20 protein-coding genes are annotated in these 20344 nt (G+C 68.9%); 6 read left to right on the top strand and 14 right to left on the bottom strand.

Annotated features, from left to right (window positions below; genetic code table 11):
* Nucleotides 1-32 precede the first annotated feature (32 nt).
* The 8 genes from ACFYO1_RS40130 to ACFYO1_RS40165 all read right to left on the bottom strand — a co-directional run bounded on the left by ACFYO1_RS40130 (nt 33) and on the right by ACFYO1_RS40165 (nt 5529).
* Complete coding sequence (locus ACFYO1_RS40130) at nt 33-995, bottom strand: AAA family ATPase (protein WP_387243659.1); 963 nt, start codon at nt 993-995, stop codon at nt 33-35.
* Between the two features lie 29 nt (nt 996-1024).
* Complete coding sequence (locus ACFYO1_RS40135) at nt 1025-1522, bottom strand: hypothetical protein (protein WP_387243662.1); 498 nt, start codon at nt 1520-1522, stop codon at nt 1025-1027.
* Nucleotides 1519-2439, bottom strand: coding sequence for a DUF4129 domain-containing protein (locus ACFYO1_RS40140; protein WP_387243665.1), 921 nt, complete (start codon nt 2437-2439; stop codon nt 1519-1521). The genes ACFYO1_RS40135 and ACFYO1_RS40140 overlap by 4 nt, the downstream gene beginning before the upstream one ends.
* Nucleotides 2440-2612: 173 nt before the next feature.
* Nucleotides 2613-3611: a cell division protein ZapE gene (gene zapE, locus ACFYO1_RS40145; RefSeq protein ID WP_387243668.1), complete on the bottom strand. Its 999-nt coding sequence runs from the start codon at nt 3609-3611 to the stop codon at nt 2613-2615.
* Between the two features lie 88 nt (nt 3612-3699).
* Nucleotides 3700-4131 carry a type II toxin-antitoxin system VapC family toxin gene (locus ACFYO1_RS40150; protein ID WP_387243671.1) on the bottom strand — a complete coding sequence of 144 codons (432 nt, stop codon included), beginning with the start codon at nt 4129-4131 and terminating at the stop codon, nt 3700-3702.
* Nucleotides 4131-4388 carry a type II toxin-antitoxin system Phd/YefM family antitoxin gene (locus tag ACFYO1_RS40155; protein WP_387243674.1) on the bottom strand — a complete coding sequence of 86 codons (258 nt, stop codon included), beginning with the start codon at nt 4386-4388 and terminating at the stop codon, nt 4131-4133. The genes ACFYO1_RS40150 and ACFYO1_RS40155 overlap by 1 nt, the downstream gene beginning before the upstream one ends.
* A 52-nt stretch (nt 4389-4440) precedes the next feature.
* On the bottom strand, nt 4441-4905 hold the full coding sequence (locus ACFYO1_RS40160; protein WP_387243677.1) for an NUDIX domain-containing protein: 465 nt from the start codon (nt 4903-4905) through the stop codon (nt 4441-4443).
* A 48-nt stretch (nt 4906-4953) separates the two neighbouring features.
* Complete coding sequence (locus ACFYO1_RS40165; protein ID WP_387243680.1) at nt 4954-5529, bottom strand: TetR/AcrR family transcriptional regulator; 576 nt, start codon at nt 5527-5529, stop codon at nt 4954-4956.
* Between the two features lie 93 nt (nt 5530-5622).
* Here ACFYO1_RS40165 and ACFYO1_RS40170 point away from each other — a divergent pair, with 93 nt between their 5' ends.
* Nucleotides 5623-6762, top strand: coding sequence for an agmatine/peptidylarginine deiminase (locus tag ACFYO1_RS40170; RefSeq protein WP_387243683.1), 1140 nt, complete (start codon nt 5623-5625; stop codon nt 6760-6762).
* 4 nt (nt 6763-6766) lie between these two features.
* Here the strand turns inward: ACFYO1_RS40170 and ACFYO1_RS40175 are convergent, their stop codons facing one another.
* From ACFYO1_RS40175 to ACFYO1_RS40200, 6 genes are read right to left on the bottom strand one after another with little or no spacing between them, the layout of a single operon-like run.
* Complete coding sequence (locus tag ACFYO1_RS40175) at nt 6767-7945, bottom strand: lipid-transfer protein (RefSeq protein WP_387243686.1); 1179 nt, start codon at nt 7943-7945, stop codon at nt 6767-6769.
* Nucleotides 7932-8357, bottom strand: coding sequence for a MaoC family dehydratase (locus ACFYO1_RS40180; protein ID WP_387243689.1), 426 nt, complete (start codon nt 8355-8357; stop codon nt 7932-7934). Before ACFYO1_RS40180 ends, ACFYO1_RS40175 begins: the two co-directional genes overlap by 14 nt.
* On the bottom strand, nt 8354-9289 hold the full coding sequence (locus ACFYO1_RS40185; RefSeq protein ID WP_387243692.1) for a bifunctional MaoC family dehydratase N-terminal/OB-fold nucleic acid binding domain-containing protein: 936 nt from the start codon (nt 9287-9289) through the stop codon (nt 8354-8356). The genes ACFYO1_RS40180 and ACFYO1_RS40185 overlap by 4 nt, the downstream gene beginning before the upstream one ends.
* A 34-nt stretch (nt 9290-9323) precedes the next feature.
* Nucleotides 9324-10484, bottom strand: a complete 1161-nt coding sequence (locus tag ACFYO1_RS40190) for an acyl-CoA dehydrogenase family protein (protein WP_387243695.1) — start codon at nt 10482-10484, stop codon at nt 9324-9326.
* Nucleotides 10469-11533 (bottom strand): acyl-CoA dehydrogenase family protein, encoded by a 1065-nt coding sequence (locus tag ACFYO1_RS40195; protein WP_387243698.1) that lies wholly within the window; start codon nt 11531-11533, stop codon nt 10469-10471. Before ACFYO1_RS40195 ends, ACFYO1_RS40190 begins: the two co-directional genes overlap by 16 nt.
* Before the next feature lie 26 nt (nt 11534-11559).
* On the bottom strand, nt 11560-13713 hold the full coding sequence (locus ACFYO1_RS40200) for an acyl-CoA dehydrogenase family protein (RefSeq protein ID WP_387243701.1): 2154 nt from the start codon (nt 13711-13713) through the stop codon (nt 11560-11562).
* Nucleotides 13714-13853: 140 nt separating this feature from the next.
* On the opposite strand from ACFYO1_RS40200, the gene kstR reads away from it, so the two are divergent.
* From kstR to ACFYO1_RS40225, 5 genes are all read left to right on the top strand, one after another.
* Nucleotides 13854-14510: a cholesterol catabolism transcriptional regulator KstR gene (gene kstR / locus ACFYO1_RS40205; RefSeq protein WP_387243704.1), complete on the top strand. Its 657-nt coding sequence runs from the start codon at nt 13854-13856 to the stop codon at nt 14508-14510.
* Nucleotides 14511-14885: 375 nt separating this feature from the next.
* Nucleotides 14886-17456 carry a trehalose-phosphatase gene (gene otsB / locus ACFYO1_RS40210; RefSeq protein ID WP_387243707.1) on the top strand — a complete coding sequence of 857 codons (2571 nt, stop codon included), beginning with the start codon at nt 14886-14888 and terminating at the stop codon, nt 17454-17456.
* Nucleotides 17457-17643: 187 nt separating this feature from the next.
* Nucleotides 17644-18528: a metal ABC transporter solute-binding protein, Zn/Mn family gene (locus tag ACFYO1_RS40215; RefSeq protein WP_387243710.1), complete on the top strand. Its 885-nt coding sequence runs from the start codon at nt 17644-17646 to the stop codon at nt 18526-18528.
* Between the two features lie 80 nt (nt 18529-18608).
* On the top strand, nt 18609-19445 hold the full coding sequence (locus ACFYO1_RS40220) for a metal ABC transporter ATP-binding protein (protein WP_387244103.1): 837 nt from the start codon (nt 18609-18611) through the stop codon (nt 19443-19445).
* Between the two features lie 29 nt (nt 19446-19474).
* Nucleotides 19475-20311 carry a metal ABC transporter permease gene (locus ACFYO1_RS40225; protein ID WP_387244106.1) on the top strand — a complete coding sequence of 279 codons (837 nt, stop codon included), beginning with the start codon at nt 19475-19477 and terminating at the stop codon, nt 20309-20311.
* Nucleotides 20312-20344 lie beyond the last annotated feature (33 nt).

The raw sequence follows: 20344 nt of genomic DNA on the forward strand, positions 1-20344 counted from the left end.
GCCTTGTCGGCGGCCGGCTCCGTCACGCTCACTCAGGTCACCGTGGCGCGCGGAACAGGCAGGCGGCGCAGCAGTTCGGTGATCACGTCCTCGCCGCGGATCCGGCGCACCCACATCTCCGGGCGCAGGGTGATCCGGTGCGCCATGGCCGGAATCGCCAGGGCCTTCACGTCTTCCGGGATCACGTAGTCGCGGCCGAGCAGCAGGGCGCGAGCGCGCGCCATCTGCACCAGGTCCAGCTCCGCGCGCGGGCTCGCGCCGACCTCCACCTGCGGGTGCGCCCGGGTGGCCGAGGCGAGCGCGACCACGTAGCTCACCACGTCCGGATGCACCGTGACGTACTCGACCGATTGGCGCATCTCCAACAGCCCGTTCGCGTCCACCACCTGGGTGACCTGCGGCGTCGTCGCGCCGCGCTCCAGCCTGCGGCGGATCATCTGCTTCTCGTCCTGCTCGGACAGGTAACCGAGCCGGAGCTGGATGGCGAACCGGTCCAGCTGCGCCTCCGGCAGCGGATAGGTGCCCTCGTACTCGATCGGGTTGTCGGTGGCCAGCACGATGAACGGCTGGGGCAGCTGGAAGGTCTCGCCGTCGATGCTGACCTGTCCCTCGGCCATCGACTCCAGCAGCGCGGCTTGGGTTTTGGGCGGAGTCCGGTTGATCTCGTCCGCGAGCAGCACATTGGTGAACACCGGTCCGCGGCGAAAGGTGAAGCGGCCCGAGGTCATGTCGTAGATGGTCGAGCCGAGCAGGTCGGCGGGTAGCAGGTCGGGGGTGAACTGCACGCGGGTGAACTGCAGGCCGAGCGCCGCGGCGAACGACCTGGCGATCAACGTCTTGCCGAGACCGGGCAGGTCCTCGATCAGGACGTGACCGCCGGCCAGCACGGCGATCAGGATCAACCGCATTTCTTCCTGCTTGCCCACGATGACCCGGGATAGCTCCCGGAGCACGGCATCGCTGCGCTGGACCGTGACATCCATCGGCATCGTCATGTGTGTACCCGCACTTGCCTCAACCCATTTCACATTCTCTGCAGGCGGCTCAGGATCTCGTCCAGCGCCGCCCGTCCCGGTGCCCTACTGGTTTGATCACGCAATGCCGAGTTGGCCGGGTCCACCCAGCGCCACAGTTCCGGCCCGAACAGATGGATCCCGGCGGCCTCGGTCGCCCTGCGGTTCTTCGTCACCCGCTGTCCGCTGGACAGCTCGAACTCCTTGGCCAGCAACGGCCGCAGGTGCCGGTCCCAGTCGGCGCGGGTGCCATCGGCGCGGTCGGCGAGCATCTGCGCCCTGGCGTGCCAGCGGCGCAGCATCTCGGCCGGACCGTTCTCGATCTCGTCGATGTCCTGGTAACCGCGCGGCTCCGCCCGCTCGAGCAGCGACCAGATCAGCCAGCCGAAGGCCACCAGCACGGGTATCGCGGCGACGTACAGCAGCACCCCGCGCGCGCGGTCCAGGGTGACGATCTCGATCAGCGCGATGACGATCGCGGCACTGACGACGATGGCCGTTCGATTCAAGCTGCCGCCTCTCCCTGCAAGTCCGCGAGGACAATTCGCAAAAGCTGCTCGGCCCGCATCCGCTGCCACTCGAGCATCGCATGCGGACTGAACCTGGCCTCCTCGAACAGTGCGACCAGTTCCCGCGCCGAGGCGTCGTGCAGCGCGCCGCGTTCGAAGGCGCGGGCCAGCACCTCCATCGGAGTGTCCGACGCCAGCGGCGCGGCGGCCCGATCGGAGGCGAGGCCGCGTTCCATGGCGACGTAGCAGGCGATGATCGCGGCGCGCGGCTCCTGGCCGGGCACATTCATTGCGGCCAAGCCCATTTCGGCCGCTCTGGCCAGCGAGTCCACCGCGGTGGGAGCGACCGGGACCAGCGGCAGCGGGGCCGGCGCGGGCCTGCGCCGGGCGGCCACCGCGACCACGAGCAGTCCGGCGATGGCCACGCCGACCAGCGCGGCGGCGGCGATGGCGGTGAGCAGCAAGGCGGTGCCGGTGAGTTCGGCGGGGGTGCTGCCGGGATCCGGTGCGCCGGTGGCGAACTCGGCCGGCGGCTGGCCGGTGGCCGGTGCCGAGGCCGGCGGTGGGGGCGCGTTTTCCTGGCCCGTCCCGACGAAGAACACCGCGGCGGCGACCGCGAGGATGAGGGCGACGACGGCGAGGCCGGCCAGCACCAGCAGCCCGGCGCGGCCGAGGCGCCACTGCTGGCGGTCGGCGTCGCGGTCGGGTTCGGGCATGGCCAGCGGCAGGCGGTGCTGGCTGGCGATCACGCCGGCCAGCAGGATCACCATGGACACGGTGAGCAGCACCGGCATCAACGCCACCGACAATGCGGAGGGCGCGGACGAATTATCGCGGGATTCGGTCACTCCTGGGATGTATCCACGCAGGGCGATCGCGGCAAGGGCCAGCAGCGTGATCAGCACGATCACGCGCATTATCGGCGCTCGCGCCCGGGCCACTGATTACCACCAAATCTGAGTACTGCACAAAACAGCCACATAGTTACATGCCGGGCGGTCCGCTCGAGCGGGAATCGAATACTTCGGAATACATCCGCTAAAACCGTGCATGGCACCGCTCAGAGCCGGATGATCCGTGGCTTGCACAACTATCCGACGGGAGCGGTCGCGAATTGTGACAGTTCACAAAGTCGGCTGGCGAGGCGCGCGATATCCGGGACGCCGCGGACGCCGTCGACCAAGTCCGCCAAAGGCGCTCGCGCCCGCACGGTGAGTTCGCGATCCGCGTCATAGAGCACGTCGACCACGTTGACGAATCGCATCGCCCAGTCGGGTGGCACTGCGCGCAGCGGCGGTACGTCGGCGATGGTCCATCGCGGAAAGCGCTGGGCCAGTTCGACATAGTCGGCGGCCGCGGTGGGAGTGCCGCAGAGTGCGGCGAATTCGATGGTGAGCGCGGTGTCGGTGGCCGATCGGGCGAGCAAATGGCGGGGACCGATCCGGATCCGGACCGCGTCGCGATTCGATCCACCGCGCAACGCCGGGGGTTGCCCGGATTGATCCGGAGGATCGACCAGATACCGACCGGCCGCGAAACCTGTTCGGCCGCGGGACGTCCGGTCCGCCCGGGTGCGATAGTCCACCGGCCCGTCGAGCGAAATCACGTCGAGGTTCGCGGTGATCCGCGCGATTGTCGGCAAAAAGTGCTCGTGAAACAGCGGATTCGGCAACAACTCGGCGGGCGCGTAATTCGACGTAACCACCAGCGTCACTTGACGCTTGAACAAAGCATCGAGCATTCGCGCGATGAGCATCGCGTCACCGATGTCGTGCACATGGAATTCGTCGAAGCACACCAGCCGCGCATCCCCGAGCAACGCGGCGACCGCCTTGTCGATGGAACCGGACGCGTGCGCGGCCGCGTGCAATCGAACAAAGAACTGATGAAAGTGAAAGCGCCGCTTACGATCCGAGGCCACCCCGGCAAAGAACCGATCCATCACCATGGTCTTCCCCCGCCCCGGCCCGCCGTGCAGATAAATCCCCCGATGCCGCCGCACCGGCCGCCCCCGTCGATCCACCAGCTCCCCCAGCCGGCTCACCGCCCGCACCTGATCCGCGTCCAGCTGGATCTCGCCAGTCCCCATGACCACCTCCTCCCCTACATGCTGGTAGGCGGCGAAAGGCGGGAGCCAGCAAAGGTGACCAGGCCGACAGCGTGACGACCAGCTCAGATCACGCCGGTTCGGCCGGCATCCACGGATCGAAGACCGCCACACCGGTCGGTGCGAAGTCGCGCACATTGCGGGTGGCCACGGTCATCCCGTGCACCAACGCGGTAGCAGCTATGAGCGCGTCGCGCACCGGCCGGGAGTCGGGCACATGCAGCTTGGCGCTGCGTCGAGCCACCGCCACATCGACCGGCAGGATCCGCTCGGCAAACGACGGCAGGACTTGCGATTCCAGCCACTTTCGCAAGACGACGCCTTGCGCGCGATCACGTCGCTCGACCCGCAATACACCGATCTCCAACTCCTGGACGGTGATGGCCGAGACGAACATGCCCGCGACCGGGTGGTCGGCTGCCCATGCGTAGACATTCTCGTCGACCTTGCCGGATCCGGCCTTCCTGAGTTCGGAGACCACATTGGTGTCGAGTAGAAACATCAGTCGAAATCCGCGCCCTGGGCATGGTCCCGCAGAGCGGGCAGGTCCAGTTCGATGTCCTCGGCACCCGCAGGCAGGCCGAGCAGGTCGAGAATCGTCACGCCACCCCCCGTAAGTCGCTCGTAGTCCGCGTAACTCAACAGCACATGCACAGGACGCCCCCGATCCGTGATGATGACCGGCCCACTCGACGCGGCCCGCTTGGCGCGACCGGTGTCTTGGTTGAACTCACGACTCGTCATGGTGGTGGCCGTCATGTGACCTCCTAAACGCTATGTAGGTACGTTACTACATTACCGAGCAGGGTTGTCAACCTCCAGCAGGCGGGGTCGGCGCGGAGGCATACCAGCCGCGTTCGCTGTAGGTGGCGCCGGTGAAGTGGGCGCGGATGCCCGCGGCGGGGTAGGCGATCATGGCGTCGGGGAGGGCGTCGAGGGGGAACCAGCGCAGTTCGTGGCAGCGGTCGGGTTCGCGGTTGGTGGGGTCGCCGGTCCAGTGGCGGGCCTCGAAGAACAGGCCGAGGCGGGGGTCGCGGCCGGAGCCGACCACGTGGGCGGTGTGGATGTGGCGCAGGTCGGCCGGGTCGAGGCGGACGCCGGTTTCCTCGGCGGCCTCCCGGACCGCGGCGGCGGTGGCGGATTCACCCGCCTCGAGTTTGCCGGCGGGCAGGTGCCAGAGGCCGTCGAATTCGTCGTCGCTGCGCCGCTTGCTGAGCAGCAGGCGGCCGTCGCGGATGAGCAGGACGTGGACGTCGACCAGGTGCCGAGCGGTCATAGGTTTCCTCCGGTGCGGCGATCTTGCCGATTCCAACTTACGCGGGGCTCAGGACCGCACGCCCAATTCGAGAGCGATTGCGCCGCGCACCAATTCGCGGGCCCGGTCGAGTTCGAGGGTGCCGCTGAGCCAGCGCATGCTGACGCCTTCGACCAGTGCGGTGAGGCGTTCGGCGGCGTCGGCGGGGGCGATCTCGGCGGGGACGGTGCCCCGGTCCTGCGCGCTGCGGATCAATCCGCCCAGGTGGTCGGTCCAGTGCGCGGTGGCGTCGCGCAGCTGGTCCCGCAGTTCCGGCTGGAAGACGGCGGTGGCGCGGGATTCGCCCCACGCGGTGCTGTTCTCGACGACCAGCGGGGCGTCCTGGAGCTCGAGCAGCAGCAGTTCCTGGAGGTGGCCGAGCGGGTCGGCGGCGGCGTCGACCTCGGATTCGGTGTAGCGCTCGGCCCGGGTGCTGATGAAATCCAGGGTCTGCGCGAGCAGGCCGGCCCGGTCCTTGAAGTGGTAGTAGATCAGCGAGGTGGAGACGCCGGCCGCTTCGGCCAGCTCCTCCACCCGTAGGCCGCGGATACCGCGTTGCGCGACCACGCGGGCGGCCGACTCCAGGATCGAATCACGACGAGACATGCCGACCATGGTACCGTGCAATCCTGACTGAAATTTCAGTCAGGATCTTTCGCCAGGATCATCGACTATCGGAGCCCCGTGATGGAGAACCACATGTCCCGCCGATCTGCCTTCAGCGTCCTCGCCGGCCTGCTCGCCGCAGGCGTCTCGGCATGCGCCTCAGCGGAGCCGTCCCGCCTCGGCGACCAGAGCGGTTCCGGCACGCCGGCACCGGCCGGGCCGGGTGGCCGGTTCGGCGCCGAGTGGGAGAGCCACGCGCGCACCTTCATGTCCTGGCCGGCCCAGGCGGCGATCTGGGGCAGCTACCTCGGCGACGTGCGCAAGGACATCGCCGGGCTGGCCCGGGAGATCGCCGAGTACGAGTACGTCGTCATGCTGGCCAGGGAGGATCAGCGCGATGCCGCGCAGCGCGCGTGCGGCAGCGGCGTCGAGGTGATCGGGCTCGCGGTGGACGACCTCTGGGCTCGCGACACCGTCCCGGTCTTCGTCGAACAGGCGGGCCAGGTGGTCGGCGTGGACCTCGGCTTCAACGGCTGGGGCAACAAGCAGCGCCACGACAACGACGGTCCGCTCGGTCAGAAACTGTTGTCGCGCTATCAGATTCCGCGCTATCGGGCCCCGTTCGTCGCGGAGGGCGGCGCGCTGGAGACCGACGGCGAGGGCACCCTGCTGGTCACCGAGAGCTCGATCGTCAACGACAACCGCAATCCGGGCAAGAGCCGCGACCAGCTCGAGGCCGAGTTGAAGCAGACCCTCGGCATCGAGAAGGTGATCTGGTGCGCGGGTGTGCGCGGCGAGGACATCACCGATGCCCACATCGACTGCCTGGTCCGCTACGTGGCGCCCGGGGTCGTGTTGCTGGACACCGCGTTTCCGGGTTCGCCCGCGGACTCGTGGTCACGGTCGAGCGAGCAGGCCCGGCGGGTGCTCGCCGAGGCCACCGACGCACGCGGACGCAGGTTGCAGGTGATCGACCTGCCGCAGCCCGATCCCGACGAAATCACCGGCGAGGGTGACGAATTCGTGTCCAGCTACGCGAACTTCTACATCGCCAACGGCGCGGTGTTCGTGCCCGAGTTCGGCGACCGGCGGGCCGACGACCGGGCGCAGGGCATCCTGCGCGATCACCTGCCGGGCCGGGACGTGGTCCCGGTCCCGATCGATGAGATCGCCGCGGGCGGCGGCGGCATCCACTGCTCGACGCACGACCAGCCGGGCGCGCCGATCCACTAGCGGCTCAGCCGGCGCTGAGCACCAGACCCGAGGTCGGTACGCCGGTGCCCGCGGTGACCACGACGTTCGTCACGTTGTCCACCGGGTTCACCGAGGTACCGCGAATCTGGCGTACCGCCTCGGCGATGCCGTTCATGCCGTGGATGTAGGCCTCGCCGAGCTGGCCGCCGTGCGTGTTCAGCGGCAGCCTGCCGCCGACCTCGATGGCGCCGTCGGCGATGAAGTCCTTGGCCTCGCCGCGACCGCAGAAACCGAGCTCCTCCAGCTGCATGAGGACGAAGGGGGTGAAGTGGTCGTAGAGAATGGCGGCCTGCATATCGTCCGGGCGCAAACCACTTTGGGCCCAGAGCTGATCGCCGACCAGACCCATCTCCGGCAGGCCGGACAGCGCGTCGCGGTAGTAGCTGGTCATCACGTACTGGTCGGCGCCGGAACCCTGTGCGGCGGCGGTGATCACGGCCGGGCGCCGCGGTAGGTCGCGAGCCCGTTCGACGCTGGTGACGACGATGGCCACGCCGCCGTCGGACTCCTGGCAGCAGTCGAGCAGATGCAGCGGTTCGGCGATCCAGCGCGAATTCTGATGGTCCTCCAGGGTGATCGGCTTGCCGTAGAAGAAGGCCTCCGGGTTCACCGCGGCGTGCTTGCGGTCGGCGACCGCGACGCGGCCGAAATCCGCACTGGTAGCGCCGTATACGTGCATGTAGCGCCGGGCGACCATGGCCACCTGCGCGGCGGGCGTGCCGAGACCCTGCGGGTAGGACCAGCCCGCGTCGATGCCCGACGACGTCGGAGCCGAGGCCAGCGCGGTGGAGAACTGGCCGAACCGCGACACCGACCGCTCGTTGAAGGCACGGTAGGCGACCACCACGTCGGCGACGCCGGTGGCCACCGCCATGGCGGCCTGCTGGATGGTGGCGCAGGCCGCGCCGCCGCCATAACCGATGTGGCTGAAGAACTTCAGCTGCGGGATGCCGACCGCCCTGGCCACGGCGGCCTGGGTGTTGGTGTCCATGGTGAAGGTGGTCAGGCCGTCGACGTCATCGGGGGTGAGGCCCGCGTCGGCCAGCGCCGCGGTGACCGCCTCCGCGGCCAAGCGCAATTCGCTGCGGCCGGAATCCTTGGAGAAGTCGGTGGCACCGATGCCGACGATGGCCGCGCGGCCCGAGATACTAGGCTCGCTCATCTGAACTCCGGTATGCGATAACGGCTTTCGCCGTGATGTGGTCGCCGAGGCTGTCCTTGCCGACGATGTCGAGGTGGATGTCGTCGCCGTCGATGGCGGTCACGGTGCCGGACAGGGTGAGCGTGTCACCGGCGTAGAGCGGGACGCCGAGCCGCAGCGAGATCGACTTCAGCACCGCGCGCGGCCCGGCCCAGTCGGTGACGAACCGCTGCACGATGCCGGTGTCGGTGAGGATGTTGACGAAGATGTCCTTGGAACCGCGGGCGATCGCCTTGTCCCTGTCGTGGTGCACATCCTGAAAGTCCCTGGTGGCCAAGGCCGTACTGACCACGAAGGTCGGATCGGCGTGGATGGACAGCTCGGGCAGCACGGTGCCGACCCGCGCTGTGGCCGGTGTGACGGTCGCCGTCATGCGATCACCTGCCAGACCGGCAGCGTCGCGTCGTCGTCGAGCTTCTCGAACTCCACCTGGACGGGCAGCCCTACCTGAACCTCGGCGGGATCGATCCCGCGCAGTTCCCCGAGCATGCGCACCCCTTCCTCCAACTCGACCAGCGCGACCACGAACGGCAGTTGCCGCCCGGGGACTTTCGGCGCGTGGTGCACGACGTAGCTGAACACGGTGCCGCGCCCGGAGGCGACGACGTAGTCGGTCTGTTCCGATTTGTCCTTCCACAGGGCGGGGATCGGCGGGTGCCGTAGCGAGCCGTCGGGCAGTCGCTGGATCCGCAGCTCCCCCGCTTTCGTTCCGTCCCAGAAGAATTCGGTATCCAAGGAGACCAGCGGCTTGACCCGCTCGCCGGCGGGCGCTGGTGGCGCGGCGGTACCCGGCGCGAATTTCAGCAGCCGGAACAGCATTTCGGCGACCAGCTCGTCGCCGACGTGCCAGCTGGTCAGGAAGGTGACGAACCAGCCCTCGCCCAGCGCCGTTCGCTTCGGGCCACGGATCTCCGACAGCCTGCTGGTCGCCGAGACCTGTTCGCCGACATTCAGATACCGGTGATAGGTCTGCTGGCAGTCGGTGGCGACAACCGAGGTGTATCCGGCCGCGTCCAGCAGTTCGGTGGCGTCGCCCATCGGATCGTCCGCGGGCCGGACGCCGTTGAGCCCGAACATGGTCCACACCTGCGCCATGGCGGGAGGTGCGACGATTCCCGGATGTCCGGCCGCTTTGGCGGCCTCCGCATCGACGTAGATGGGGTTGGTGTCGCCGATCGCCTCGACCCAGTTGTTGATCATCGGCTGGTTCACCGGGTCACGCCCGAACCGGGGGGTGCAATCACCGGCCGCCTTGATCCGTTCCGCCTCGGCGACGATCGCTTCCGGACTGGTAGTTTCCGGCACGCGCGGCTCCTTCTCGACTAGCACTGTCTGGTGGCTATCTGGGTACTCGCGGCAGCTTCAGCCCGGCCGTGGCGACGAGTTCGCGCATCACCTCGTTGACACCGCCGCCGAAGGTCACCACCAGGTTCTGTTTGGTTCGCCGGTCCAGCCAGGTGAGCAGCTCCGCGGTGGCCGGCTCGGCGGGATCGCCGTAGCGGCCGACGATCTCCTCGGCGAGGCGGCCCGCTTCCTGCAGCGCCTCGGTGGAGAAGACCTTGGTGGCCGACGCGTCGGCGATCACGCTCGCCGGGTCCCCATCGACGGTCGCGGCCACCTGCCAGTTCAACAGCTCGTTCAACCGGACCATGGCGTGCATGCGCCCGAGCGAGCGGCGCACATCGGTCTCGCCGAGCACGCCGCGCGGCTGCGCCCACTCGCGCACCCGGTCGTAGAGCTGCTCGATCTTGCCGGACGGACCGAGACCGACCCGCTCGTGGTTGAGCTGGGTGGTGATCAGCCGCCAGCCCCCGTTCTCCTCGCCGACCAGCATGTCGGCCGGCACCCGGACGTCGTCGAAGTAGGTCGCGTTGGTGTGATGGGCGCCGTCGCAGGTGATGATCGGCGTCCAGGAGTAGCCCGGATCCTTGGTGTCCACGATCAGGATGGTGATGCCGCGGTGCCGCGATTCGACCGAACCGGTGCGGCAGGCCAGCCAGATGTAATCGGCCTCGTGCGCGCCGGTGGTGAAGATCTTCTGGCCGTTGACCACCCAGTCGCCGGAGTCGTCGCGCACCGCGGCGGTGCGCAGCGAGGCCAGGTCGGTGCCGGCCTCCGGTTCGGAGTAGCCGATGGCGAAATGGACTTCGCCGGAAAGGATTCCGGGCAGGAACTGCTTCTTCTGCGCGTCGGTGCCGAACTGTTGCAGGGTGGGCCCGACGGTCAGCAGCGTGACCAGCGGCAGCGGAACGTCCGCGCGCACCGCCTCATTGAAGAAGATCTGCTGTTCGACGGGGCCGAAACCCTGCCCGCCGTACTGCTTCGGCCAGCCGACGCCGAGCCAGCCGTCGCGGCCCATCCGGCGCACCACCTCGCGGTAGGCGTCGCCGTGCCGGTTCACCGCCATCGCGGCTTCCTCGTCCGCGGTGACGAGATCGGCGAAGTACGAGCGCAATTCGCCGCGCAGCTGACGCTGCTCGGTGGTCAGGTCGATGAACATCTGGCCCCCAGTCGATCTAGTCGGAACGATGCGCCGCCGAGCCAGCGAGCGATGTCCTTGGCTTGTGAGTAGTAGCGGTGCATCGGGTGGGTGATGTCCACGCCGAGCCCGCCGTGCAGGTGATGACACTTCTGCATGGCGGCAGGCAGATCGGCGGCCACGCTGTAGGCCAGGACGTCGAGATCGTCGTCGATCCGCGCCTGGTGTTCCGGACTGGAATCGTCTTGCGCCAGTGCCCAATTCGCCGAGACGGCGGCCACGTGCAGGGTGCGCGAGACGACGTACAGATCCGCGATCTGCTGGGCCACGGCCTGGAACTCGGCCAGCGGCCTGCCGAATTGGCGGCGGGTGCGCAGGTGTTCGGCGGTCAGCACGAGCGCGCCCTTGAGCAGTCCGTCCGCGACCGAGCCGATCGACGCGAGCGCTAGTCGGTGCAGCTCGGCCAGGCCACCGGGTAGTAGCTGGTCGGCCGGGATGCGCACCCGATCGAGCCGGACGGTGCACTCGGGGCCGCCGCCGGACACCGGTGACGGCACCCGGATCAGGCCCTTCGCGTCCGAATCGATCAGCGCGATACCGGAATTGGTCGGGATCAGCAGCCAGCGGGCCTCCTCCGCGTACGGCACGGCGATCTTGTGCCCGGTGATCCGCACCGAATCGCCGTCGGCGACCGCCGCCGTCTCCGGCTTGACCGCGAACGGCGCGGCCGGCTCGCTGAGCGCCGCGGTGAGCACCGCGCCCTCGGCCACGTCGGGCAGCACCCGCTCGGCCAGGCTGTCCGGCAGCAGCGAAAGCAGCGGCAGCAGCCCGAAGCCCAGCGTCGGCAGTGCGGGCACCGCGACCGCGTCGGTGGCCAGCTCGGTCAGCAGCACCGATATCTCGGACAGCCCCATCCCGTCGCCGCCGAACCGCTCCGGCAGCGCGACCGAGAGCAGCCCGGTCTCGACCAGGCTGGGCCACAAGGCGAAATCACGGGCCGGTTCCCGTTCCAATAAACTCACGACGACCTCGGCCACCGCGTCCTGGCCCTCGTCCCTGGTGAAATCCATGCTTAATAGCTCCAGTCGACTCGTCGCTAGCTGTCCGCGTCGCGCGGTAGTCCGAGAATCCGCTCACCGGCGACGGTCAGCAGGATTTGTTCGGTGCCGCCTGCAATCGATAAACAGCGTGTGAGCAGGAATTCTTTTACCACTTCCGAGTCCTGCGCACCGGCGGGACCTGCCGACTCGGCGGCGAATTCCGCGACCGCCTGGCGATGCCGGACGCCGACGAGTTTGCGTACGCTGCTCTGTGCGCCGGGATCGGCGCCTGCCAACATTTTTACGGCGGCGCGCTGTTCGAGCAGCAAACCTGCAATCGCATCGGCGACAAATCCGCCAAGTCGGTCGTTGGTCAATTCCGAACCGGGCCCGGTGGCGGGCAATTTCGCGATGAGTTCTTCCAGCACCGGCCCGATGCCGTTGGCGCCCATCGCCACCCGCTCGGTGGACAGCGTCGACCTGGCGATCTTCCAGCCGTTGCTCAATGCGCCGACCACGCCGTCGTCCGGGACGAAGACATCGTCGAGGAACACCTCGCTGAATCGCGCCTCCCCGGTGATCTGCACCAGCGGACGCACCTGCAGTCCGGCGCTGTGCATGTCCACCAGGAAGTAGCTGATGCCACGGTGTTTCGGCGCGTCGGGGTCGGTGCGGGCCAGGCAGATCGCCCAGTTCGCCTGGTCGCCCAGCGACGTCCACACCTTCTGCCCGTTCAGCACCCAGCCGCCGTCCACCTTTTTCGCGGTGGTGCGCAGCGCGGCCAGATCGGACCCGGCGCCCGGTTCGCTGAACAGCTGGCACCAGACGACCTCGCCGCGCAGGGTCGGCCATGCGAAGCGATCGATCTGCTCCTGCGTGCCGTGCTGCAACAGCGTGGGCACCGCCCAGCCGCCGATGGCCAGATCGGGCGCGGTGAGGCCGGCCCGGCGCAGCTCTTCCGAAATCAGCAGCCCGGTCATCGGATCCGCGCCGCGGCCGTAGGGCGCGGGCCAGTGCGGCATGGCCAGCCCGGCGTCGACCAGGGCCGAGCGCTGCTGATCGACGGGCAGCGCGGCGATCCGGGAAACCTCCGCTGACAGTTCGTCGGCGCTGTTGTTGTCAACGGCCGCAACACCTTCGGCGGCGAACACGCGATCGGCGCCGGTGCTGCGCCGCTGACCCGCACGGGTCAGTTCGGTGAGCCTGGCCCGCCAGCGCGCCGACCCGCCGAGCAGCTGACGCAGGGCCACCGCCCGGCGCAGGTACAGGTGCGCGTCGTGCTCCCAGGTGAAGCCGATGCCGCCGAGCACCTGGATGCAGTCCTTGGCGGTGTCGACCGCGGCGTCCAGCGAGATGGCGGCGGCGATCGCGGCCGCGACGGGCAGCTCCGCGCCGCCCTCGTCCACGGCGGCCGCGGCGTCGGCCGCCACCGCCCGGATGAGTTCGGCCCGGCACAGCATCCAGGCACAGATGTGCTTGACCGCCTGGAACGAGCCGATCTTGCGCCCGAATTGCTCACGGACCTTTGCGTATTCGACCGCGGTGTCCAGGCACCAGCCCGCCAGCCCGGCCAGTTCGGCCGCGGCGAGCACCACGACCAGATCCTCGACCGCGTGCGGCGACACGAAGCTCCGCCCGGCCGGTACCCGCACGTCGGCGCAGTGCACCCGGGCCAGCGGCGTGCTCAGGTCCAGCGGCGAAAGCGGTTCGACCCGAAGCCCTTCGGTGTCCGGCTCGAGCAGGATCCAGCGCTGCCCCTGCGGGGTGGAAACCGGAAGCAGCACAGCGGTTCCCGGCGCCGCGCCGAGGACCGCGTCCCAGGAACCGGTCAGCGACAGCTCGCCGGCCTCGGCCGGTACGCTGACCTGCGCGCCGACAATGAAGTCCAGCGCGACGCCACACGGTAGTTGCTCGTCGATCCGTCCCGCGGTGATCAGATTGGCCAGCGCCGTGGCCAGCACGGGCCCGCCGACCAGATCGTGCGCGGCCTGCTCGACCAGCACGGCGAGATCGGCGACCGAACCGCCTGCCCCGCCGGCGTCCTCGGCCACGGCGACCCGGAAGATGCCGAGATCGGCGAGGCCGGGCCAGTACGCGCGCCAGAAGGCGCTCGGATCGGTCCGCATTGTTGCAATTGGACGCACCGATCCGGCCCACCCACGCATCGACTCCTGGACGGCTTTATGCTCGTCAGTGGTGGCGATGGTCACACTCCGTACCGCCTTCCCGGCGTGACTCCCACACCTAGAACATGTTCTAATATCCTAGCTGTGCGGAAGTCAAGAGACGACCGCCGAGCCGATACTCGGGCCAGTTACACCAACGACGTCTCCGGAAAGGACTCTCACCGATGGCCAGTCCCTCCCGATCGCAGCCGGCCGATGGCAATTCGGCGGCACGAGCGACGGCGACCGCGACCGTTACGACGCTCAGTGAGGACGAGCTGAGTTCGGCCGCGCAGCGGGAGCGGCGGAAGCGGATTCTCGACGCGACGCTGGCGCTGGCCTCCAAGGGCGGCTACGACGCGGTGCAGATGCGGGCCGTGGCCGAACGCGCCGATGTCGCAGTCGGGACGTTGTACCGGTATTTCCCCTCGAAAGTGCACCTGCTGGTGTCCGCGCTGTCGCGCGAATTCGAGCAGATCGAGGGCAAGCGCAAGCCGCTTGCCGGGCAGTCGCCGCAGGAGCGCATGCACCTGCTGCTGCAGCAGATCACCCGGATGATGCAGCGCGACCCGCTGCTCACCGAGGCCATGACGCGGGCGTTCATGTTCGCCGACGCGTCGGCGGCCGCCGAGGTCGACCGGGTCGGCAAGGTGATGGACCGGGTGTTCGCCCGCGCCATGAACGACGGCGAGCCGGACGAGCGTCAGCTGGCCATCGCGCGGGTGATCAGCGATGTGTGGCTGTCGAACCTGGTCGCGTGGCTGACCCGGCGCGCGTCCGCGACCGACGTGACCGAGCGGCTCGAGCTGACCGTCGATCTGCTGCTCGGCGACCGCTCCTGACATTCGGACAGCCAGCGCATACCCGGCAAATCCTGGATCGGCGCCGGGTTCGTGCGGAAGATCACATTCGGGCCGAAGGCGGGCCGGGCACACACAATTCGCGTCCGCGCCCGCCGCTCGGCGTCACCGGGTAGCGCGAGTTTTGCGCGACCCCCGCACTACCCATGGCACATCGGCATGATCGCAGCGCACGCGAAGAAGTGACCGGTTGTGGCCGCTCGGACCCGAGTTCGGGCCCTCGCCGCGCACTCCGGCGCGAACAGGCGGAAAATCAGACACAGCGCACGCATAGCGGCGGGCGTCGGTGCGGCAAATCTAACCCAGTATTGTTCTGCCCGCCCATGAAAAAACTCCTCCGATCACTAGGTTGGATGCGTGAGCGCACAGGATCTGCCACTGGAACTTCGTCGTGCACTGTCGACAGTCGCGCGAGTGCCGAGACTGTTGGTTGCCTCGGATTATGACGGGACGCTTGCGCCCATCGTTTCCGACCCGGCGAAGGCCTTTCCACACCGGGAATCGGTGAGTGCGTTACGCGCGCTCGCCGGACTCACCGGCACCACCGCCGCGGTCATTTCCGGCCGCGCACTGCGAGACCTCGCCGCTTTGTCGCGACTTCCGGTCGAGGTACAACTCATCGGTAGCCACGGCTCGGAATTCGATGTCGGCTTCGTGCACGCCATCGACAACGACGCCAAACAACTGCTCCAAGAGGTGCAGACCGCGCTGACCCAGGTCGCCGCGGAGAACCCGGGCGTCACCGTCGAGATCAAGCCGGCCAGCGTCGCGCTGCACGTGCGCAACGCCGGCCCGGAGATCGGCCACCGGGCGCTGACCCAGGTCCGGCAGGGTCCGGCGCTGTGGTTCGGCGTGCAGGTGACCGAGGGCAAGGCCGTCATCGAACTGGCCGTGGTGCAAACCGACAAGGGCACCGCACTCGACACCATCCGGCATCAGGCCGCCGCGTCGGCCGCGGTGTTCTTCGGTGACGACGTGACCGACGAGAAGGCCTTCCGCGTGCTGTCCGGCCCCGACCTCGGCATCAAGGTCGGCGAGGGCGACAGCCAGGCCAAGTACCGGGTCGACAGCACCGAGGCGGTGTCCTGCGCCCTCGCCTTCCTGCTGGAGGAGCGGCGCACCTGGCTGGCCGGCGCGAGCGCGCCCCGGATCGAGCGGCTGACCATGCTGGCCAGCCCGCGCTCGGTGGCGCTGCTGACCCCGGACGCGACGGTCACCTGGTTCTGTCATCCGGAACCGGACTCGGCCGCGGTGTTCGCCCACCTGCTCGGCGGACCGCAGGCCGGGCACTTCACCATCGAGCCGGAACGGCCGGGCCTGCCGCTGTCGCAGCGCTACATCGACAGCACCATGACCGTCGAAACCCGTTGGGCCAAGCTGCAAGTGGTGGACTATCTGCCGCACGACGTGGCAGCCACCCGGACCGACCTGACCCGGGTGATCACCGGCGACGCCAAGGCCGTGGTGACCTTCGCGCCGCGCCCGGAGTTCGGCCAGGTGCCGGTGAGCATCGAGGCGTCCGAGAACGGCCTGCGGGTGCTCGGCACCAACGATCCGATGGTGCTGCGCTCCCCCGGACTGACCTGGGAGATCACCAGCGACGGCACGCACGACTCCGCGCGCGCCGTGGTCGACCCGGCCAAGGGGCCGATCGTGCTGGAAATGCGTTGCGGCACCTCCGATCTCGCGCCGGCCAAGACCGACGAGCTGGAGCGGCGGCGGATCGCGGAGGGCTACTGGTCGCAGTGGGCGGGCACGTTGCAGTTGCCGCAGCTGAAGCCGGATCTGATGAAGCGTTCCGCGCTGACCCTGCGCGGGCTGGTGCACGCGCCGTCCGGGTCCATCCTGGCCGCGGCGACCACGTCGCTGCCGGAAGACATCGGCGGCGTGCGCAACTGGGACTACCGGTACTGCTGGCTGCGCGACGCGTCGCTCACCGCGCAGGCCCTGGTGTCGCTCGGTTCGCTCGACGAAGCCGAGCAGTTCCTGGTCTGGGTGCACCGCGTGCTGGAGACCCTGCCGGGGCCCGAGCGCCTGCACCCGCTGTACACGCTGTACGGCGAGACGCTGCCGCCCGAGGCCGTGATCGATCAGCTGCCGGGTTACGCGGGTTCGCGCCCGGTCCGGGTCGGCAACGCGGCCAACATGCAGGTGCAGCTGGACGTGTTCGGCCCGATCGTCGACCTGATCGCGAGCCTGTCACACGCGCGGGAACTCCAGGGCATCACCGATCCGGCCGCGGCGCTGCCGGACGCGGACTGGGAACTGGTGCGCGCCATGGTTTCCGCGGTGCAGCGGCGCTGGCAGGAACCCGACCACGGCATCTGGGAGATCCGCGGCAACCCGCGTCATCACGTGTACTCGAAGGTGATGGGCTGGCTGACCGTGGACCGGGCGCTGACCCTGGCCCGGAAGTTCGCCCGCGAGGTCGACCCGGCCTGGACGGTGTTGCGCGACACCATCGCCGAGGAGGTGAAGTCGAAGGGCTGGAACGACGAGGTCCAGTCGTTCACCGCGGCCTACGACGGCACCGATCTGGACGCGGCGACGCTGCACATCGGGTTGAGCGGGCTGATCGATCCGTCCGATCCGCGCTTCGCCGCGACCGTCGTCGCGACCGAGGCCGAGCTGCGCAGCGGCTCGACGGTGTACCGGTACCACCACGACGACGGCCTGCCCGGCGGCGAGGGCGGCTTCCACCTCTGCGCGGCCTGGCTGGTCGAGGCGTACCTGCTGATCGGCAAGCGCTCGGACGCCGAGGCGCTGTTCGCCCAGCTGGTGGACGTGGCCGGACCGACCGGGCTGCTGAGCGAGGAGTACGACCCGGTGGCCGAACGCTCGCTCGGCAATCACCCGCAGGCCTACAGCCATCTCGGCCTGCTGCGCTGCGCCCAGCTGCTCGGTCAGCCGGCGGAGGTGCTCGTCTAACCGGGTCCACCGGGTTCGTTCCGGGCCCGTCGACGGAGGCGCAACCGCGCGTCCCGGTCGGCGGGCCCGGACTCGTCTCGGCGGCACGCGGTTGCTAAAGTGAAACAGAAACCATTTCCATTAAGCTGCGTAGTGTCACCCGCTCGAGTGCGTCACCAGCTGTTGAGCGTCACAGGAGTGCCCCCGCGTGAAGACAAGCATTGCCATACGGTTCGCCGGTGCCGCCGTGGGGGTTGTCGCCGCACTCTCGCTCACCGCCTGCGGCGGCGACACGAAGGATTCGGGTAAGCCGACCGTCATCGCGTCCACCAATGTCTGGGGCGATATCGCCGCGACGATCGCCGGTCCGGACGCCACCGTCGAGTCGATCATCAGCGATCCGTCCGCCGACCCGCACTCGCACGAGACCTCGGCCGTCGAGTCGGCCAAGCTGCGCGACGCGGACCTGGTCGTCTACAACGGCGGCGGTTACGACGAGTTCGCCGAAAAGGCGGTCGCGGGGCGGAACAAGCGCACCGTCGACGCGTTCGAATCCCGGCCGGACAAGGGCGACCAGAACGAGCATGTCTTCTACGACCCGAAGACCGTGGCGGCGGTCGCGGACCGGATCGCGAGCAGCCTGGGCGAGCTGGCACCCGGCGCCGCGGGCGGCTTCACTGAGCGAGCCAACACATTCAAGACCGGGCTGGCCGGAATCACCTCGATCGCAGGCAAACTCGCCGCCGAGCACCCGAAAACACCGGTTTTGCAGACCGAACCGCTGGCCCACTACCTGCTGCTCGCCGCAGGGGTGGAGGACAAGACGCCGCACGAGTTCCAGGAGGCGATCGAGCAGGAGACCGATCCGGCGCCCGCCGCCGTGGCGGCGACCCGGGAACTGTTGACCGGCAAGCAGGTTCGCGCGCTCGTCTACAACGTTCAGACCCAGGACAAGATCACCAAGGACCTGCGCTCGGTGGCGCAGTCGAACGGGCTGGCGGTCGTCGAGGTGACCGAAACCCTGCCCGCCGGAATGGACTACTTGCAGTGGCAGACCAAGAACGCGCAGGCGCTCAGCGCGGCGTTGAGTTGAGCGGGACCGTGACGACGCCGGGGGTCGCGTCGAACGAGCACAGGGAAACGGTACGGCGGCAAGTCCTTCCGGCGGTCCGGCTGGACGGGGCCCGGTTGTCGTTCGGCGACCGGACACTCTGGCAGGGTTTGGATCTCGAGGTCGCGCCGGGCGAATTCGTCGCGGTGCTCGGACCCAACGGCTCCGGCAAGACCTCGCTCATGCGGGTGCTGCTCGGCCAGCTCGGGCTCAGCGCCGGTACCGCGCAGATCGCCGGCGCGCCCGCGCGGACCGGCAATCCGGATATCGGCTATGTGCCGCAACAGAAGACGATCGACGCCGGGGTGCAGCTGCGCGGCGTGGACCTCGTCGGCCTGGGCTATGACGGCCACCGCTGGGGACTCGGGCTGCGCGCGCGGGCCGAGCGCAGGCGCAAGGTCGCGGCGGCGATCGCCGATGTGGGTGCGGAGCGGTTCGCGAACGCGCCGCTGGAGACCATGTCCGGCGGCGAGCAGCAGCGGCTGCGGGTGGCGCAGGCGCTGGTCGGTGACCCGAAGGTGCTGCTCTGCGACGAACCGCTGCTGAGCCTGGATCTGGCCAACCAGCGCCTGGTGGCGGAACTGATCGACAAGCGCAGGCGCGGCCACGACACCGCGGTGCTGTTCGTCACGCACGAGATCAATCCGATTCTGCCGCTGGTGGATCGGGTGCTGTACCTGGTGGACGGCAAGTTCCGGATCGGCACGCCGGCGGAGGTCATGACGTCGGCGGTGCTGTCGGAGCTGTATCAGACCGAGGTCGATGTGCTGCGGGTGCGCGGACGGCTGGTGGTGGTCGGCACCGGGGACACCATGGACGCGCTCGGCACGGCCGGCGCGCACTGCCACGGGGACAATCCGGCGGTCGCCGCACCGGAGGCGAGCGTGGTGCGCTCGTGATCGACAAACTGTCCGGGGTGCTCGGCAAGATGTTCGACTTCGGCACCACCGCGAACCTGATGTCCTACGACTTCGTCCAGCAGGCGGTGCTGGCCGCCGCACTGCTCGGACTGCTGTCCGGGGTGATCGGGCCGCTGATCATCAGCAGGCAGATGTCGTTCGCGGTGCACGGCACCAGTGAACTGTCGCTGACCGGCGCGGCCGCGGCGCTGCTCGCCGGGATCGGCGTCGGCGTCGGCGCGATCGCCGGGTCGGTGGTGGCGGCGGTGCTGTTCGGCCTGCTGGGAACGCGGGCCAGGGAACGCGATTCGGTGATCGCGGTGGTGCTGTCGTTCGGGCTCGGGTTGTCCGTGCTGTTCCTGTGGCTCGGTCCGGATCGGGCCGGGTCGAAGTTCTCGCTGCTGACCGGGCAGGTGGTCAGCGTCGGCAACAGCGGGATCACGCTGCTCGCGGCCTGCACCGTCGGCGTGCTCGCGGTGCTGGCGATCGTCTACCGGCCGTTGCTGTTCGCCAGCTCCGATCCGGAAGTCGCGGTGGCGCGCGGGGTTCCGGTGCGGGCGCTGTCGATCGTGTTCGCGGTGCTGCTCGGCATCACCGCGGCGTTCGGGGTGCAGATCGTCGGCGCGTTGCTGGTGCTCGCGTTGCTGATCACGCCGGCCGCCGCGGCCGCGCAGCTGACCGCGAATCCGGTGCGGGCCACCGTGTTCGCCGTGATCTTCGCCGAAATCGCCGCGGTGGGCGGCATTCTGCTGTCGCTGGCGCCCGGCGTACCGGTGTCGACGTTCGTCACGACGATCTCGTTTCTGATCTACCTGGTCTGCCGGGTGCTCGGTGCCCGGCGGCGCCGGCTCGCCCGCGCCCGCTGAGATCAGGGACGGTTCCCTGATCTCGCGCAACGG

The sequence above is a fragment of the Nocardia sp. NPDC006044 genome, assembly GCF_042871115.1.
Classification (GTDB): Bacteria; Actinomycetota; Actinomycetes; order Mycobacteriales; family Mycobacteriaceae; genus Nocardia.

Coding starts and splice junctions, on each gene's coding strand:
- ACFYO1_RS40130 (WP_387243659.1), bottom strand. CDS start 995: ATGACGATGCCGATGGATGTCACGGTCCAGCGCAGCGATGCCGTGCTC.
- ACFYO1_RS40140 (WP_387243665.1), bottom strand. CDS start 2,439: ATGCGCGTGATCGTGCTGATCACGCTGCTGGCCCTTGCCGCGATCGCC.
- zapE (WP_387243668.1), bottom strand. CDS start 3,611: ATGGGGACTGGCGAGATCCAGCTGGACGCGGATCAGGTGCGGGCGGTG.
- ACFYO1_RS40150 (WP_387243671.1), bottom strand. CDS start 4,131: ATGTTTCTACTCGACACCAATGTGGTCTCCGAACTCAGGAAGGCCGGA.
- ACFYO1_RS40155 (WP_387243674.1), bottom strand. CDS start 4,388: ATGACGGCCACCACCATGACGAGTCGTGAGTTCAACCAAGACACCGGT.
- ACFYO1_RS40160 (WP_387243677.1), bottom strand. CDS start 4,905: ATGACCGCTCGGCACCTGGTCGACGTCCACGTCCTGCTCATCCGCGAC.
- ACFYO1_RS40165 (WP_387243680.1), bottom strand. CDS start 5,529: ATGTCTCGTCGTGATTCGATCCTGGAGTCGGCCGCCCGCGTGGTCGCG.
- ACFYO1_RS40170 (WP_387243683.1), top strand. CDS start 5,623: ATGTCCCGCCGATCTGCCTTCAGCGTCCTCGCCGGCCTGCTCGCCGCA.
- ACFYO1_RS40175 (WP_387243686.1), bottom strand. CDS start 7,945: ATGAGCGAGCCTAGTATCTCGGGCCGCGCGGCCATCGTCGGCATCGGT.
- ACFYO1_RS40180 (WP_387243689.1), bottom strand. CDS start 8,357: ATGACGGCGACCGTCACACCGGCCACAGCGCGGGTCGGCACCGTGCTG.
- ACFYO1_RS40190 (WP_387243695.1), bottom strand. CDS start 10,484: ATGTTCATCGACCTGACCACCGAGCAGCGTCAGCTGCGCGGCGAATTG.
- ACFYO1_RS40195 (WP_387243698.1), bottom strand. CDS start 11,533: ATGGATTTCACCAGGGACGAGGGCCAGGACGCGGTGGCCGAGGTCGTC.
- kstR (WP_387243704.1), top strand. CDS start 13,854: ATGGCCAGTCCCTCCCGATCGCAGCCGGCCGATGGCAATTCGGCGGCA.
- ACFYO1_RS40225 (WP_387244106.1), top strand. CDS start 19,475: ATGTTCGACTTCGGCACCACCGCGAACCTGATGTCCTACGACTTCGTC.